Genomic DNA, 15049 nt, shown 5'->3' on the forward strand with positions numbered 1-15049 from the left:
CGCCAGGCCGCCGACCACCCCGGAACCGCCCTCGTCGAGATCTACCAGAACTGCAACATCTTCAACGACGGCGCCTTCGAAGCCCTCAAGGACAAAGACCAGGCCGAAGAAGCCGTCATCCGCCTGGAGCACGGCCAGCCCATCCGCTTCGGCACCGACCGCGCCAAGGGCGTCATCCGCAACGAACGCACCGGCGACCTCGAAGTCGTCACCGTCACCCCCGAGAACGAGACCCGCATCCTCGTCCACGACGCCCACGCCCCCACCCCCACCACCGCCTTCGCCCTCTCCCGCCTCGCCGACCCCGACACCCTGCACCGGACGCCCATCGGCGTCTTCCGCAGCGTCGAGCGGCCCGTCTACGACACCCTCATGGCCGAACAGTTGGAGAAGGCGGTCGACCAGCGCGGCAAGGGGGACCTGGCGACGCTGCTCACCGGCAGCGACACCTGGACCGTGATCGGCTGAGCCGGCACAGGCCGACGGCACCCACGAAGCCCGGATCCCGTTCCACGGGGTCCGGGCTTCGCCGCACCATCCCCCAGTCACTTTCTAAAAGTTAGCGCTTTCTGTGCGATAGTGAACACCCCGCACCCACCACAGGAGCGCATCATGAGCATCGTCGTCACCGGAGCCACCGGAGCCCTCGGCCGCCTCGTCGTCGGGGAACTGCTGACCCGGGTCCCCGCCGCCGAGCTGGCCGTCGTCGTACGCAACGAGGAGAAGGCCGCCGACCTGGCCGCCCGTGGCATCGAGGTGCGGGTCGCCGACTACGACGACCCCGCGAGCCTGGCCGGCGCCTTCCGCGCCGGCGACCGGGTCCTGCTGATCTCCGGAAGCGAGGTCGGGCGCCGTGTCCCGCAGCACACCGCCGTGATCAAGGCCGCGGAGGCCGCCGGGGTCGCCCAGCTCGCCTACACCGGGATCCTCGGCGGACCCGAGGCCGACTTCGAGCTGGCCGCCGAGCACAAGACCACCGAGTAGGCGATCCTCGACTCCGGCCTGCCCTACACCTTCCTGCGCAACGGCTGGTACCACGAGAACTACACCGCGCAGCTCCCCGTCGTCCTCGAACACGGCGCGGTCGTCGGCAGCGCGGGCGAGGGCCGGATCGCCTCCGCGGCACGGGCGGACTACGCGGCAGCCGCCGCTGCGGTGCTGACCGGCGAGGGCCACCTGAACCGGGTCTACGAGCTCTCCGGGGACACCGCCTGGAGCCTGGCCGAGTACGCCGCCGAGGTCGCGCGGCAGTCCGGGCGCGAGGTCGCGTACTCCGCGGTGCCGGGCGACACCCACCTGACCGTGCTGACCGGCGCGGGGGTGCCCGAGGGCTTCGCGGCGGTCCTCGTCGACGTCGACGCGGCGATCTCCCGCGGCCGGCTGGCCGGGACCAGCGGCGACCTGGCCCGCCTGATCGGACGCCCCACGACCCCGGTGGCCGAGGCCATCGCGGCGGCCCTGGCCTGACGGGCACCCGGCGGCGATTCCGCAATGTCATGAGCATCTCGCCGGAACGGGCATGACAGCAGCCCGGTCCGGCGATACCTTCGTGAGGTTGTGAGATTGGCCGGAAGTCGTACTGGAGGTCCCGTGAAGGCGGAGAACGAGCAGCGCACGGGTTTGCTCTACGGATTCGGCGCGTACGGGATGTGGGGGCTGGTCCCCCTGTTCTGGCCGCTGCTCATGCCGTCCGGGGCGATCGAGATCCTGGCGCACCGCATGGTCTGGTCGCTGGCGGTGGTCGCGGTCGCGCTCCTCGCGCTGCGGCGCTGGAGGTGGATCGCCGAGCTGGTCCGCCGGCCGCGCAAGCTGGGGCTGACCGCGCTGGCCGCGTCCGTGATCAGCGTGAACTGGGGCCTGTACATCTGGTCGGTCAACAACGGCCATGTCGTCGAGGCCAGCCTCGGCTACTTCATCAACCCGCTCGTCACCATCGCGCTCGGCGTGCTGGTCCTCGGTGAGCGGCTGCGCCGGGCCCAGTGGGCGGCGGTCGGGGTCGGCCTGGCCGCCGTCGTGGTGCTGGCCGTCGGCTACGGGCGGCCGCCGTGGATCTCGCTGGCGCTGGCCTGCTCCTTCGCCACGTACGGGCTGATCAAGAAGAAGCTCGACATGGGCGGCCTGGAGTCGCTGACCGCCGAGACGGCCCTGCTGTTCCTGCCCGCGCTCGGCTACCTGCTGTGGCTGGGGATGGAGGGACGCTCCACCTTCACCTCACAGGGGCTCGGACACTCCGCGCTGCTGGCGTCGACGGGGCTGGTCACCGCGATCCCGCTGATCTGCTTCGGGGCCGCCGCGATCCGGGTGCCGCTGTCCACGCTGGGGCTGCTCCAGTACCTGGCCCCGGTCTTCCAGTTCGCCCTCGGCGTCCTCTACTTCCACGAGGCGATGCCGCTCGAGCGCTGGGCGGGCTTCGGTCTGGTCTGGGTCGCCCTGGTCGTGCTGACCTGGGACGCGCTGCGGACCTCCCGCCGTTCCCGGGCCCGGCTGGCCCGGGCCGGAGCCGAGGCCGGGGAGGCGGCCGCGACCGCTGCCCCCGGTTCCGCACCTGCGCCGAGCCGCGAACCCGCGTAACACTTCCCGGCTCGGCTCCCGGGCCCCCTACACCCCGCGATCCCCGGTACGGACCCCCCGTGCCGGGGATCGTCCGTATTCCGAACGACCTTGACCGGATTGCGCCCTTGACGGTCAGTCACGCTCTCGCCGAACATCGGGCTCGCACTGACGCACTAACGCTCACCTGCACGATTCCCACGCGTTCCGTCGTATCCCCCGACGGTTCATCCCCCACGGAATCCCGGAGCCCCCACATGAGCCTGTCCGTCTCCCGGCGCCTGACCGCCGTGACCGCGCTCGCGGTCGCCGGTCTGTTCGCCACCACCGCCCCCGCCGCGCTCGCCGCCGCGCCGGCCTCACCCGCGGCGCCCGCGGCGCCGGCCGCCTTCACCGCCTCCGCCGCGCCGACGCCGCCCGACATCCCGCTGGCCAACGTCAAGGCGCACCTGTCGCAGTTCCAGTCGATCGCCACCGCCAACGGCGGCAACCGCGCCCACGGCCGGGCCGGCTACAAGGCGTCGATCGACTACGTGAAGGGCAAGCTGGACGCGGCCGGCTTCACCACCACGCTCCAGACCTTCACCTCCAGCGGCGCCACCGGCTACAACCTGATCGCCGACTGGCCGGGCGGGGACCCGGGCTCGGTCCTGATGACCGGCTCCCACCTGGACTCGGTGACCGCCGGCCCCGGCATCAACGACAACGGCTCCGGCTCGGCGGCCGTACTGGAGGCGGCGCTGGCCGTCTCGCGCGCACAGCTCCAGCCCACCAAGCACCTGCGCTTCGGCTGGTGGGGCGCGGAGGAACTGGGCCTGGTCGGCTCGCAGTACTACGTGAACAGCCTGCCGGCGGCGGAGAAGTCGAAGATCTCCGGCTACCTGAACTTCGACATGATCGGCTCGCCGAACCCGGGCTACTTCGTCTACGACGACGACCCGACCATCGAGCAGACCTTCAAGACGTACTTCGCGGGCCTGAACATACCCACGGAGATCGAGACCGAGGGCGACGGCCGCTCCGACCACGCCCCGTTCAAGAACGCGGGCGTCCCGGTCGGCGGCCTGTTCTCCGGCGCCGACTACATCAAGACGGCGGCGCAGGCCCAGAAGTGGGGCGGCACCTCCGGCAGGGCCTTCGACGCCTGCTACCACTCCTCCTGCGACACCACGGCGAACATCAACGACACCGCCCTGGACCGCAATTCCGACGCCATCGCCTACGCGATCTGGAACCTCGGGGCGGCCGTCCCGGTCCCGCCGGGCCCGTCCTTCGAGAACACGGCGGATGTGAACATCCCTGACTCCCCCGGCGCCGCGGTGACCTCGCCGATCACGGTCTCCGGTGTGAGCGGCAACGCCCCGGCCACCACCAAGGTCGATGTGAACATCGTCCACACCTACCGCGGTGACCTGGTGATCGACCTGATCGCCCCGGACGGCACGGCGTACCGGCTGAAGAACTCCTCCAGCTCGGACTCGGCCGACAACGTGGTCGCGAGCTACACGGTGAACGCGTCCGGCGAGGTGGCCAACGGGGTCTGGAAGCTCCAGGTCAAGGACGTGGCGGCGCAGGACACCGGCTACATCAACAGCTGGAGGATCACCTTCTGACCGGTTCCTGGATGAGGGCGCGGAGCTGCTGCGCGACCGCGGAGACGTCCGCGCGGCCCAGCTTCGCGTCCTCCACCAGGTCGCCGAGCTCCTCGGGCGAGGGCAGTTGCCGCGCACCGGCCACCCGCAGGTACGAGCGGGTCGCGGCGGCCGCGTAGAACTCGTTCATCGGGGACTCCAGCGCCGGGCAGACGGCGAGGGTGTGCAGGAACGCGGCGGCCCGCCACGCGGTGTCGGGGGCGGGCTGCTCGGGCACCAGCACCAGGTCGTTCTGGTGCCGGGCGACGGCGGCGGCGACTCCGGAGGGGTCCCATACGGCGGGGTCCGACGGCAGATGGTGGGCCAGTGCGGTCCAGGCCCACTCCATGGTGATCTTCAATGGCCGAACCGCTCCTGGAAGTAGCCCCAGTGGTCCGCGAACTCCTCTATCCCGGAAAGGAAGTTCTTCCGGTCCTCGTCGAGTTCGCGCTCGGTGACCTCGGTGATCAGCGCGGTGACCGTCGTCCCCAGCGCCGCCGCTCGCGCCTTGAGGCGGTCGTGGAACTCTTCGTCCAGGCGGATGGTGACGTGTCTCGACATGTCCCTCACGGTACAGCGGCCGCGCTGTACGCAGGAGGGGAACAGCACAAGGGTGGCCCGGGACACACGTCCCGGGCCACCCTCGTACGCCGTGGCGGCTAGCGGGCGGAGTCGGCCGCCTTCACCAGCTGGTCCTTGGTGACCGCGCCGACGTAGACCTTGCCGTCGTCCGTGATCAGCGCGTTGACCAGGCGGGTCGACAGGACCCGGCCCTCGCCGAACTTCCCGTGGACCTTGTCCCCGAGGGAGTTGAGGAACTGCTTGGCCTCCTTGGGGGCGTTCTTGTCGTTCTCGATGTCCTTGAGGCCCTTGCCCGCGCCGGAGTCGATCCGCGCGACCGTCGACCAGCCCTCGCCGAGCATCTTGACGTCGCCCCTGCCCTGCGGTCCGCCGGCCAGCCCGCCGAGGCCCGGCAGGGACTCCAGCGCCTTGAAGCGCTCGTCGTCCTTGCCGTTCCGGCCGTGCTTGCCGTCCTTGCTCTTGTCCGCGCCCTCGGTGAGCCTGGCGCCCTTGGGCGGGGTGAAGGCGAAGGAGTCGGCGGCCGGCTTCCCGAAGTCCACCTGGGTGAAGCCGGCTTCGACGATCGGCTTGCCGCCCTGGCTGGACAGCAGCTGGACCCGCAGCGGCACGCCGTTCTTCGCGTCGACCGCGATCTGGACGGACCCGACCGTCGAGCCGCTCTGCTTGGGCTTCAGCACCAGCTGGTAGGCGTCACGCCCGGCGATCTGCGCGGTCTCGCCCATGCTGATGTCGGTGGTCGGGCCGGCGTTCTTCAGGATCTCCTGGGCGACCTGCTGCGGGGAGGCCGCGAGCCGGTCGGCCGCCTTGTGGTCCTGGCCGGAGCGGTCGGCCTTGTCGTGGAAGGCCTCGTTGGACTTGCTGTCGTAGCCCCAGACGTCGTTGCCGTTGTGGACGAGGGTGTACTCGTCCTTGCCGTCCAGGAGCGTGAGCTTCTGGCGGTCCGGGCCGTCGGCCGCGACGCGCAGGGTGTGCGTGCCGTTGGCCAGCTGCGCGATCTTGTCCTCCGGGTCGGCGGAGCCGCCCGTCACCCCGGCGCCTCCCAGCAGCCCGGAAGCCAGGGTGGGCAGGCCCAGGTCAGTGGTGATCCGCGCGCTGCCGGAGAGCTGCTGCACGTCGGAGGCCGCGACCTTCTCGATCAACTGCTGCGCCGTCACCTTGGGAAGGTCCGGACTGCCGGCGTTGGCGAAGGCCGGGACCATCGCGACGGTCGCCGCGGCGACCCCCGCCACCGCGACCGGTACGGCGTACCGCGCGGCCTTGCGCGAGGTCTTCGTGTTCGCTGCCATCTCTGAGCCCTGCCCTCTTGTCCAGGGCGGCGACCGTTGCCGCCGCACTCACCCGATCCGGTGGGGTTTCGATGGATCCATCTCACCAAAACGGGGGCCCAGGGGCGTCAGTCCCCGGGATCAACTCCGCGTACGACCGTGGGATGACACGGGAAGGGCCCCCCTCCCCCGACCCGTAGGGGTCGCGGGGGCAGAGGGGCCCGTTCCACGAGCGGTGGCGCCGGGGGTCAGCCCGCGCGGTGGACGACCGCGTCGCACAGCTCTTCCAGGGCCGACTTCGCGAAGCAGTCGGGCAGCGGGGCCAGCATGGCCCGCGCGTCCTGGGCGTACTGGATCGTGTCGCGGCGGGCCTGCTCCAGGGCGGGGTGCACCCGCAGCCGGGCGAGCACCTCGGCGTGCCGGGCGTCGTCCGTCAGGTCCCCGTCGAGCAGGCGCACCAGCTCCAGGTCCTCCGCCCGGCCCTCGCGCTCGGCCGTCTCCCGCAGCCGCAGCACGGGCAGCGTCGGGATGCCCTCGCGCAGGTCGGTGCCCGGGGTCTTGCCCGACTCGTGCGAGTCGGAGGCGATGTCGAGGACGTCGTCGGCCAGCTGGAAGGCGGTACCGAGGCGCTCGCCGTACTGGGTCAGGATGTCCACCACCGACTCGTCGGCCCCGGACATCAGCGCGCCGAAGCGGCCGGACACGGCCATCAGCGAGCCGGTCTTGCCGGCGATGACGTCCAGGTAGTGGGCGACGGGGTCGCGACCGTCGCGCGGACCGGCCGTCTCCAGGATCTGGCCCGTCACCAGCCGCTCGAAGGCCTCCGCCTGGATGCGCACGGCCTCCGGCCCGAGGTCCGCGAGGATGTGCGACGCACGGGCGAAGAGGAAGTCACCCGTCAGGACCGCCACCGAGTTGCCCCAGCGGGCGTTCCCGCTCTCGACCCCGCGGCGCACGTCCGCCTCGTCCATGACGTCGTCGTGGTAGAGCGTGGCCAGGTGGGTCAGCTCCACGACCACGGCGGAGGGCACGATTCCGGGCGCGTAGGGGTCACCGAACTGCGCCGCGAGCATCACCAGCAGCGGCCGGAACCGCTTGCCCCCGGCGCGCAGCAGGTGCTGCGCGGCCTCGGTGATGAAGGGGACTTCGCTCTTGGTGGCCTCCAGCAGACCCGCTTCGACAGCGGCCAGTCCGGCCTGGACATCGGCCTCAAGAGCCTGGTCCCGCACGCTCAGTCCGAACGGCCCGACGACGGTCACGAGGGGTACTCCTGTCTGCTGACGATCCGATGACGATCACATGGATTGTCAATGTGTCGCTGCCATCACTCAAGCCAGCGTATCGGGTCCGTTTTCGATCACGCAGAGCACCTGCCCGGCAGCCGCCCGGAGGTCCTCCGGCGGACGCGCGCGCACCGCCCGATGCACACCGGTATGTTCGGTGAGAGCCGAAAGAGCCGAAGAATCCGTTTCATCCGGATTGGCGACCGCTATGGGCTGAGGGAGCGTGCCGAACCCCCATGATCATCCGTACCGAGTTCCCCTACGCGACCGCCCACGAGGATGTCCGGATCCCGATGCCCGACGGGGTGGAGCTGTACGCCCGGATCTGGCGCCCGGTGACCGACGGGCCCGTCCCGGCCCTGCTGGAGTACCTCCCGTACCGCCTGACCGACTGGACCGCCCCGCGCGACTGGCAGCGCCACCCCTGGTACGCCGGGCACGGCTACGCCTCCGTACGGGTGGACGTACGCGGCCACGGGTGCAGCGGGGGCCGCCCCGGCGACGCGTACGACGCGCGCGAGTCGGCCGACGGGGTCGCGGTGGTGGAATGGCTGGCCGCGCAGCCGTGGTGCACCGGCTCCGTCGGCATGTTCGGCATCTCCTGGGGCGGCTCCAACAGCCTCCGGATCGCCGCGCTGGCACCGGAGGCCCTCAAGGCCGTGGTCACCGTCTGCTCCACGGACGACCGCTTCGACAACGACGCGCACTACTCGGGCGGCTCGGTCCTGGCCGTGGACACGCACGCCTGGTCGGCGGCCATGCTCGCCCTCTCCGCCCGCCCGCCGGACCCCCTGTACGCCGGGGACGGCTGGCGGGGACAGTGGCTGGACCGGCTGGAGGGCCTGGAACCGCTGGTCCACACCTGGCTCGCGCACCAGACCCGCGACGCCTACTGGCGCCACGGCAGCGTCCGCGAGGACTACGGGGCGATCCGCGCGGCGGTCCTCGCCGTGGGCGGCTGGCACGACCCCTACCGGGACACCGTGCTGCGCCTGGCCTCCGCCCTGCCCGCGGGCCGGGTCCGGGGCCTGATCGGGCCCTGGTCGCACCAGTACCCGGACCGCGGCCTGCCGCCGGGCCCGGCGATCGGCTTCCTCCAGGAGACCCTGCGCTGGTGGGACCACTGGCTCAAGGACGCGGACACCGGGATCGTGGACGAGCCCCTCCTGCGCGCCTGGATCAGCGACTCGCACCCGCCGGCCACCACGTACGAGGAGCTCCCGGGCCGCTGGGTCGGCGAGAGGACCTGGCCCTCGCCCTCGATCGTGCCCGTCTCGTACGGCCTCCAGGGCGCGCCGGTGACCGTCGCCTCCCCGCAGCACACCGGGCTGGACGCCGGCCGCTTCCTCCCCCTCGGCAACGACGCCGACCTGCCGCCGGACCAGCGGGAGGAGGACGCCAAGTCGGCCTGCTTCGAGTTCCCGGTGGCGGCCGAGCCGGTGGAGATCCTGGGCCGCCCGTCGGTCACCCTGCGGCTGCGGATGGACGTCCCGTACGGCCAGGTCGCGGCCCGCCTGTGCGACGTGGCCCCGGACGGGGCCTCGACCCTGGTCACGCGGGGCACGCTGAACCTCTCCTCCCGCAGCGGACGGTCGCACGCGGTGCCGTGGCCCTCCGGTGCCTGGGAGGACGTCACCTTCGAGCTGAACGGCATCGGCCACCGCTTCCCGCCGGGGCACCGGATCCGCCTCTCCCTCTCCTCGGCGTACTGGCCGTGGATCTGGCCGCGGGCCGGCTCGGAGGCCGGCTGGACCCTCGACCCGGCGGGAAGCACCCTGGAACTCCCGGTCCGAGCCTCCTCCCCCGCCCCGGAGGGGATCGTCTTCGAAGCCCCGGAACAGGCGGAACCCCTGGGCGTCTCCCACCTCGCCACGCTGGACGACCCCCGCCCGGAACGCCTCGTCGTCCGGGACGTCGCCCGCGGCACCTGGCGCCTGGAGGTGGACCCCCGCCACGGGGGCACGCGGGTGTACCCGGACGGGCTGGAGTACGAGGAGGAGGCGCGGGAGGTCTACGAGATCCAGCAGTCGGACCCCCTCTCCGCCCGCACCCGCTCCGACTGGCGCATCCGGCTCCACCGCCCGGAACAGGGCTGGGACGTCCGCATCGAGACCCGCTCCGAGATCTCCTGCGACGAGGGCGGCTTCGTCACGTCGAACGAGGTGGTGTGCCGGGAGGCCGACGACGTCCTCTACCACCGCACCTGGCAGCGCCGCCTCCCCCGCGCGGCGGGCTGATCCCGGCGGGGCAGGGCGGGGTGGGGTGAGGGGGGCGGGGAGCCGGCCCGCTCACCCTCACCCGTACAGCCGCTCCAGCACCACCGCGATGCCGTCCGCCTCGTTCGACAGCGTCACCTCGTCCGCGACGGCGAACAGCTCGCGGTGCGCGTTCGCCATGGCCACCCCGTGGGCCGCCCAGGCGAACATCGGCACGTCGTTCGGCATGTCGCCGAAGGCGATCGTCGACGCGGCCGCCACGCCCAGGGCCTCCGCGGCCCGGGCCAGGCCGCTCGCCTTGTCGATGCCCGGCGGCTGGAGTTCCACCGTGTACTCGCCCGCCATCGTGACGTTGACCAGGTCCCCGACCACCGACCGCGCCACCCGCGTCAGCTCGTCGTCGTCCAGCCGCGGGTGCTGGAGCAGCACCTTCGTGATCGGGGCCGACCACAGGTCCTCCCGCTTGGGGACCCGGACCGTCGGCAGGTGCGGGTGCCACATCCGGTAGCCCGGCCCTATCAGCATCTCCGCGTCCAGGCCCTCCTGGTTGACCGCCGTGTACACCTCGCCGATCTCCGCCTCGATCTTGCCGAGGGCCATCTCGGCCAGCCCCCGGTCCATGGAGACGGAGTGCAACAGCAGGCCGCGCGCCGCGTCGTACACCTGCGCGCCCTGCCCGCACACCGCGAGCCCCGTGTACCCAAGGTCGTCCAGGACGTGCCGGATCTGGGGGACCGGGCGTCCGGTGACGACGATGTGGCGGGCGCCGGCCGTGCGCGCCATCGCGAGCGCCGCGCACGAGCGGGCGGAGACGGTGTCACCGGCGCGCAGCAGAGTCCCGTCCAGGTCGGTGGCGATCAAGGCATAGGGGAGGGCGGAAGTCACGGCGCCAAGGATACGGACCCCCTTGGACAAGTCCTACAAATAGCGCCCGAATCCGGCCTCCCACAGACCCCATGCGCCACGTAACGTGTCAGCCAGCCCCCGGGACACCCCCGGACCGCGTCGAAAGCGAGGCAGTACCCCATGCCCCAGCAGAGCCCCCTCGATGTCCCCGAGGGCGACCCGTTCGGGCCGCACAACCTCCCGTACGGCGTCTTCTCCACCCCGCACGAGCCGCAGCGCCGCCGGGTCGGTGTGCGGATCGGCGGGTACGTGCTCGACGCGGGGGCCGTGGCCGTCGCTCTCGGGTCCCCGTACGCCGGGCTGCTCGCCCAGGGTTCCCTCAACCCGCTGCTCGCCGCCGGCCGCACCGCCTGGCGCGACGTGCGCCGCGCGCTGACCGCCTGGGTCACCGACCCCGGCCACCGCGGGACGGTGGAGCCGCACCTGCTGCCGCTGGACGGGGTCGAGCTGCACCTGCCGTACGAGGTCGCCGACTACGTCGACTTCTACGCGAGCGAGCACCACGCCACCAACGTCGGCCGCATCTTCCGGCCCGACGGCGACGCGCTCACCCCCAACTGGAAGCACCTGCCCATCGGTTACCACGGCCGCTCGGGCACGATCGTCGTCTCCGGCACCGATGTCGCGCGCCCCGCCGGCCAGCGGAAGGCGCCCACCGACCCGGCCCCCGTCTTCGGCCCGTCGGTGAAGCTGGACATCGAGGCCGAGGTCGGCTTCGTCGTCGGCACCCCGTCGGAGCTGGGCCGTCCGGTCGCCCTCGCCGACTTCGAGGAGCACGTCTTCGGCCTGTTCCTCCTCAACGACTGGTCGGCCCGCGACATCCAGGCCTGGGAGTACGTGCCGCTCGGCCCCTTCCTCGGCAAGTCCTTCGCCACCTCCGTCTCCGCCTGGGTGACCCCCCTGGAGGCCCTGGACGCGGCCCGCGTGGCCCCGCCCGCCCGGGACTTCCCGCTGCTGCCCTACCTCGACGACTCCGCCACCGACCGCCCCGGCGGCTTCGACCTGCACATCACCGTGTCCATCAACGGGCAGGAGGTGGCCCGGCCGCCGTTCGCCTCCATGTACTGGACCGCCGCCCAGCAGCTGGCCCACATGACCGTCAACGGCGCCTCCCTGCGCACCGGCGACGTGTTCGGCTCCGGCACCGTCAGCGGTCCGGAGGTCGACCAGCGCGGCTCGCTGCTGGAGCTCACCTGGAACGGCCGCGACGCCGTCGAGCTCGCCGACGGCAAGCGCACCTTCCTGGAGGACGGCGACACCGTCACCCTCACCGCCTGGGCCCCCGGCCCGGACGGCACCCGCGTCGGCCTCGGCGAGGTCACCGGCCGCATCGTCGCCGCCCGCTAGCCGCACCGGTCACCACGCGACCGGCGGGGTGGCGGGCCCTCCCGCCACCCCGCCGCACCGTCCCGGCGAACCCGCAGGTCACGGACCTGCCGCCACCCTCGCGGACCGCACGGCGGCGCCCGCGGCCCCGCGCGGGCGGCGGCGTACGCCGCCCGCGCCGCCTGAGTGGCGGGCCCCCGGCGGTGAGGTGACGCTGCCTGCATGTCCCCTCGTACCGGCAGAATCGCCCCCCTCGCCCTCGCGGCGGCCGCGACCCTGGCGGCCGCGCCGTCGGCTCCCGCGGCCGCCGCGCCCGTCCCCCGGCTGACCCCCTCCGTCCAACTGGCCCTGGCCTACCGGGCGACCGCCAAGTTCCACCGCCACAGCGCCGGCGTCGAGGCCGGCTACGTGCCCGACCAGTACTGCGTCGTGAACCCGAACGGCGGCCCCGGGGCGCTGGGTTACCCGCACTTCAACCACGCCTACGACGGCTCCGTGGATCCGAAGAAGCCCACCGCCCTGCTCTACGAGGGCGACGGCAAGGGCCACTGGAACCTGGTGGGGCTCGAATGGATGGTCGTCGACAAGGACGGCCGGACGGACACCGACGACGACCGCCCCAGCCTCTTCGGCGAACCGTTCCGCGGCCCCCTGCCCGCCCGCTACAAGGGGCAGAAGGTGCACTACTCCCTGCACCTGTGGCTGTGGAAGGACAACCCGGCCGGGCGTTTCGAGCCGTTCAACCCGCGCGTCGTCTGCCGCCCCGGCACCACCCGCCCCCGCCCGGTCGCCCCGGCCGCCCCGGTCGCCCCGGCCGCCACCCCCTCCCCCGTCACCCCTTCCCCCGCGGCCACCTCCCCGTAGCGGCCCCGTTCGGCGGCCCCCGTTCGGCGGCCCGCCGCGTGCACGGCCCGCGCACCGCCGGGATGGTGGAACGACAGCCCTCCGGGACCCCCGAGCACCAGGAGCTCCCATGCCCGTAGCCCGCGGCCTCAAGGCCCTGTCCGCCTGTGCCGTCGCCGGGGCGTCCGTCGTCCTGGCCGCCCTCCCTCCGGCCCACGCCGTGGACGGTCCGGCGCCCGACCCGCACGACGTGAAGGCGATGCGCGACATGGCCACGGCCATGGCGGTGACCGCCAAGTACGTGGACGAGCGGGAGGCGATCAAGGACGGATACGTCCCGCACGGCCAGGAGTGCATGACCAACCCCTTCGGCGCGGGCTCCATGGGCTACCACTACGTCAAGGAGGCCAACTGGGGTTCGACCGACCCTTCCAGGCCGACCGCGCTCCTCTACAGCACCGAGAAGGACAGAAACGGCCGGCGCAGGCTCCAGACCGTGGAGTGGATGGTCCGCGACCGGGACCAGGACCTGACGACCAAGGACGACCGCCCGTCGATGTTCGGCCTGCCCTTCGACGGGCCGATGCCCGGCCACTGGGCGGGCATGCCCAAGCACTACGACCTGCACATGTGGGCGTACAAGGACAACCCGGCCGGCCGCTTCCACAACTGGAACACGGCCCTCAAGTGTCCCGCGGCCGCCGCCTCCACCCCCGTCGACCCGGCCCACGCCCACCACGGCTAGGGGCGGACGCACACGGGCCCGGCTCCCCGAGGGGGAGCCGGGCCCGCGGCCCGCGCGCGGTCAGCGCACGAAGGTACTCGCGTGTCCGGCCAGCTCCAGGAAGTACTGCGGCGCGAGGCCCAGCACCAGGGTGACGGCGACGCCGACCGCGATGGTGGTCATCGTCAGCGGCGAGGGCACCGCCACCGTCGGCCCGTCGACCTTCGGCTCGCTGAAGAACATCAGGACGATCACCCGGATGTAGAAGAACGCGGCGATCGCCGACGAGATGACACCGACGACGACCAGCGCCCCGGCCCCGCCCTCGGCGGCCGCCTTGAACACGGCGAACTTCCCGGCGAAGCCCGAGGTCAGCGGGATGCCGGCGAAGGCCAGCAGGAACACCGCGAAGACGGCCGCGGTGAGCGGCGAACGCCGTCCCAGCCCCGCCCACTTCGACAGGTGCGTGGCCTCGCCACCCGCGTCGCGCACCAGGGTGACCACCGCGAAGGCGCCGATCGTCACGAAGGAGTAGGCGGCCAGGTAGAAGAGGACGGACTGGACGCCCTGCGCCGACGTGGCGATCACACCGGCCAGGATGAACCCGGCGTGCGCGATCGAGGAGTACGCCAGGAGCCGCTTGACGTCGGTCTGGGTCACGGCGATCACCGCGCCCGCGAGCATCGTGACGATCGCGACGCCCCACATCACCGGCCGCCAGTCCCAGCGCAGCCCGGGCAGGACCACGTAGAGCAGGCGCAGCAGGGCGCCGAAGGCGGCCACCTTGGTCGCGGCGGCCATGAAGCCGGTCACGGGGGTCGGGGCGCCCTGGTAGACGTCCGGGGTCCACATGTGGAAGGGGACGGCGCCGACCTTGAAGAGCAGGCCCATGAGGATCAGCGCACCGCCGATCAGCAGCAGCGCGTCGTTGCCCATGGTCGAGGCCAGCGCCGGGTCGACGGTGGCGACGGTGCCGTCCACGACGTCGGCGATCACGGCGTACGAGACGGAGCCCGCGTAGCCGTAGAGCAGGGCGATGCCGAAGAGCAGGAACGCCGAGGAGAAGGCGCCGAGCAGGAAGTACTTGACGGCCGCCTCCTGCGACATCAGCCGCTGGCGGCGGGCGACGGCGCAGAGCAGGTACAGCGGGAGGGAGAAGACCTCCAGGGCGACGAACAGGGTCAGCAGGTCGTCGGCGGCCGGGAAGATGAGCATCCCGGCGATGGCGAACAGGGCGAGCGGGAACACCTCGGTGGTGGTGAACCCGGCCTTGACCGCGGCCTTCTCGCTGTCGCTGCCCGGTACGGACGCGGCCTGGGCGGCGAAGGAGTCCACCCGCTTGCCGTGCGCCTTCGGGTCGAGGCGGCGCTCGGCGAAGGTGAACACGGCCACGATCGAGGCCAGCAGGATGGTGCCCTGGAGGAACAGCGCCGGGCCGTCGACGGCGATGGCGCCCATGGCCGCGATGTGGGCCTTGGTGTTCCCGTACCCGCCGGCCGCGAGGCCGACGACCGCCGCGAAGGCCGCGGCCAGCGCGGCGACGGAGAGGAACACCTGGAGGTGGTAGCGGGACCTGCGCGGGACGAAGGCCTCGACGAGGACGCCGAGGACGGCCGCGCCCACCACGATCAGCGTGGGCGCGAGCTGCGCGTACTCGATGTGCGGGGCCGGGATCCTGTCGGCGGGACCGTTGGCCGCCAGTGTCAGCAGGCCCTGGGCAGCA

At 72.4% G+C, this 15049-nt stretch carries 12 protein-coding genes and 2 pseudogenes; 8 read left to right on the plus strand and 6 right to left on the minus strand.

The genetic code is table 11. From position 1 onward, the window contains the following. From ACFY15_RS34265 to ACFY15_RS34280, 4 genes and pseudogenes are all read left to right on the plus strand, one after another. Window positions 1–468, plus strand: a pseudogene (locus ACFY15_RS34265) (2-oxoacid:ferredoxin oxidoreductase subunit beta); the annotation flags it as partial. Between the two features lie 144 nt (window positions 469–612). Beyond that, window positions 613–1467, plus strand: a pseudogene (locus ACFY15_RS34270) (SDR family oxidoreductase). Between the two features lie 123 nt (window positions 1468–1590). Next, window positions 1591–2571, plus strand: a complete 981-nt coding sequence (rarD, locus tag ACFY15_RS34275) for an EamA family transporter RarD (RefSeq protein WP_390690982.1) — start codon at window positions 1591–1593, stop codon at window positions 2569–2571. 236 nt (window positions 2572–2807) lie between these two features. Continuing rightward, window positions 2808–4163: a M28 family metallopeptidase gene (locus tag ACFY15_RS34280; protein WP_390690981.1), complete on the plus strand. Its 1356-nt coding sequence runs from the start codon at window positions 2808–2810 to the stop codon at window positions 4161–4163. On the opposite strand, the gene ACFY15_RS34285 is transcribed toward ACFY15_RS34280, so the two are convergent. The 4 genes from ACFY15_RS34285 to ACFY15_RS34300 all read right to left on the minus strand — a co-directional run bounded on the left by ACFY15_RS34285 (window position 4153) and on the right by ACFY15_RS34300 (window position 7287). Continuing rightward, entirely contained in the window at window positions 4153–4542 is a 390-nt protein-coding gene (locus tag ACFY15_RS34285; protein ID WP_366455699.1) for a hypothetical protein, read from the minus strand. The genes ACFY15_RS34280 and ACFY15_RS34285 overlap by 11 nt on opposite strands. Continuing rightward, window positions 4539–4742 (minus strand): ribbon-helix-helix domain-containing protein, encoded by a 204-nt coding sequence (locus ACFY15_RS34290; protein WP_237293031.1) that lies wholly within the window; start codon window positions 4740–4742, stop codon window positions 4539–4541. Before ACFY15_RS34290 ends, ACFY15_RS34285 begins: the two co-directional genes overlap by 4 nt. Window positions 4743–4840: 98 nt before the next feature. Next, entirely contained in the window at window positions 4841–6049 is a 1209-nt protein-coding gene (locus ACFY15_RS34295; RefSeq protein WP_390690980.1) for an outer membrane lipoprotein carrier protein LolA, read from the minus strand. Window positions 6050–6276: 227 nt separating this feature from the next. After that, the gene (locus ACFY15_RS34300; RefSeq protein ID WP_390690979.1) at window positions 6277–7287 is read right to left on the minus strand and encodes a polyprenyl synthetase family protein; all 1011 of its coding nucleotides are present in this window, start codon (window positions 7285–7287) and stop codon (window positions 6277–6279) included. Window positions 7288–7547: 260 nt separating this feature from the next. Here ACFY15_RS34300 and ACFY15_RS34305 point away from each other — a divergent pair, with 260 nt between their 5' ends. Next, window positions 7548–9548 (plus strand): CocE/NonD family hydrolase, encoded by a 2001-nt coding sequence (locus ACFY15_RS34305; RefSeq protein ID WP_390690978.1) that lies wholly within the window; start codon window positions 7548–7550, stop codon window positions 9546–9548. Between the two features lie 57 nt (window positions 9549–9605). Here the strand turns inward: ACFY15_RS34305 and ACFY15_RS34310 are convergent, their stop codons facing one another. After that, window positions 9606–10412 (minus strand): Cof-type HAD-IIB family hydrolase, encoded by an 807-nt coding sequence (locus tag ACFY15_RS34310; RefSeq protein WP_390690977.1) that lies wholly within the window; start codon window positions 10410–10412, stop codon window positions 9606–9608. A 141-nt stretch (window positions 10413–10553) separates the two neighbouring features. Here ACFY15_RS34310 and fahA point away from each other — a divergent pair, with 141 nt between their 5' ends. The 3 genes from fahA (at window position 10554) to ACFY15_RS34325 (ending at window position 13347) form a co-directional block, all read left to right on the plus strand. After that, window positions 10554–11780 (plus strand): fumarylacetoacetase, encoded by a 1227-nt coding sequence (gene fahA, locus ACFY15_RS34315; RefSeq protein ID WP_390690976.1) that lies wholly within the window; start codon window positions 10554–10556, stop codon window positions 11778–11780. Between the two features lie 201 nt (window positions 11781–11981). Further along, window positions 11982–12623, plus strand: a complete 642-nt coding sequence (locus tag ACFY15_RS34320; RefSeq protein ID WP_390690975.1) for a hypothetical protein — start codon at window positions 11982–11984, stop codon at window positions 12621–12623. A gap of 109 nt (window positions 12624–12732) precedes the next feature. Further along, complete coding sequence (locus ACFY15_RS34325; protein WP_390690974.1) at window positions 12733–13347, plus strand: hypothetical protein; 615 nt, start codon at window positions 12733–12735, stop codon at window positions 13345–13347. 60 nt (window positions 13348–13407) lie between these two features. On the opposite strand, the gene nuoN is transcribed toward ACFY15_RS34325, so the two are convergent. Further along, a complete protein-coding gene (gene nuoN / locus ACFY15_RS34330) occupies window positions 13408–15036 on the minus strand; it encodes an NADH-quinone oxidoreductase subunit NuoN (protein WP_390690984.1) in 1629 nt (542 codons plus the stop codon). Between the last annotated feature and the right edge of the window lie 13 nt (window positions 15037–15049).

The sequence above is a fragment of the Streptomyces sp. NPDC001373 genome, assembly GCF_042895815.1.
Classification (GTDB): Bacteria; Actinomycetota; Actinomycetes; order Streptomycetales; family Streptomycetaceae; genus Streptomyces.